This is a genomic window from Amycolatopsis sp. NPDC003676 (assembly GCF_053587275.1).
In genome coordinates this window covers 1-1,417 of the sequence record NZ_JBSFNS010000292.1, presented here as the reverse complement: position 1 = coordinate 1,417, position 1,417 = coordinate 1, and the positions used below count along the sequence as shown (strand labels likewise).

Genomic DNA, 1,417 nt, shown 5'->3' with positions numbered 1-1,417 from the left:
ATGGGCCCCGTTAAGCCCGGGTTGCCGGTGCCTTGGGTGACCCGCGCCTCGTCCCCTGGCCGTAGGGCGGCTGACCGTACGGCGGCTGACCACCCTGGGGACCGCCGTAGGGCGGCTGGGCGGGCGGCTGGCCGTTGTCCTTCTTCTTGTTCTTGAGCAGGAAGATGCCACCGATGATGAGCACGACGATCAGCAGGCAGCAGATACCGCCGATGATCAGGCCGGAGCTGCTCTTCTTTTTCTTCTTGGCCGCCAGCTCCAGCGCGGTGTTGACCGTGTCCGAACTCGCCAGGGTGTCGAAGCTGCTCGTGAGCATGTGCGGGTCGACGAGGGCGGCCGTGGTCAGCAGATCCAGATACATGTGTTCCCATCCCGATAGGTCGTTGGCCCGGCATCCTCCCGGTGCCGGAACTCCGAGACTAGCGCCGTGGGTGCGGCTTTCGATGCGAAAGCCTCGCGGCGTCCCGGAGTAGTTGTTCATCGCGGCGCGGCCACGATTCGTTTACACGAGTAACGGTGTACCCCGAATCACCGCGGTTTCACCAACGGGAACGGCAGCGTCTCGCGGATGCTGCGGCCGGTGATCAACATGACCACCCGGTCCACGCCCATGCCGAGGCCGCCGGTGGGCGGCATCGCGTGTTCGAGCGCCTGCAGGAAGTCCTCGTCGAGCTCCATCGCCTCCGGATCGCCGCCCGCCGCCAGCATCGACTGTTCGGTGAGCCGGCGCCGCTGTTCGACCGGGTCGGTGAGTTCGCTGTAGGCGGTGCCCAATTCGACGCCCCAGGCGACCAGGTCCCAGCGCTCGGTGACGCCGTCGATGCTGCGGTGCGAGCGGGTCAGCGGCGAGACCGAGGTGGGGAAGTCGCAGTAGAAGGTGGGGTCGGTGGTCTGCGATTCCACCAGGTGCTCGTACATCTCCAGCACCACCTGGCCCGCGTCCCAGCCGTGCTGGTAGGCGATGCCCGCCTCGTCGCACAGCTCGCGCAGCCGGGCCAGCTCGGTGCGGGTGGTGATCTCGGTGCCGATCGCCTCCGAGACCGCGCCGTGCACCGTCTTCACCCGCCACTCGCCGGAGATGTCGACGGCGTCGAACCCGCCCTCGTCGTTCGGGCGCAGCGCCACCTCGGCGCCGTTGGCCGCCATCGCCGCGTCCTGGATCAGCCGCCGGCACAGCTGCATCATCCGCAGGTAATCGCTGTGCGCCTCATAGGCTTCCAGGATCGTGAACTCGGGATTGTGGCTGAAGTCGACGCCCTCGTTGCGGAAGGTGCGGCCGAGCTCGAAGACCTTCTCCATGCCGCCGACGCACAGCCGCTTGAGGCCCGGGCGCACACCTCGGCGATCCCCGCCCCCATCTGGCCGCAGCCGACCACGCCGACGAGCTCCACGTGCCTCACCCATCCCTCCGGTACTT

Annotated in this window: 2 protein-coding genes; both read right to left on the bottom strand. The window is 67.8% G+C overall.

What is annotated here, in order from left to right; translation table 11 throughout:
• Nucleotides 1-10 precede the first annotated feature (10 nt).
• Nucleotides 11-361, bottom strand: a complete 351-nt coding sequence (locus ACWDNU_RS45780) for a hypothetical protein (protein WP_449673439.1) — start codon at nt 359-361, stop codon at nt 11-13.
• A gap of 167 nt (nt 362-528) precedes the next feature.
• Complete coding sequence (locus ACWDNU_RS45775) at nt 529-1,335, bottom strand: amino acid--tRNA ligase-related protein (RefSeq protein WP_449673438.1); 807 nt, start codon at nt 1,333-1,335, stop codon at nt 529-531.
• Between the last annotated feature and the right edge of the window lie 82 nt (nt 1,336-1,417).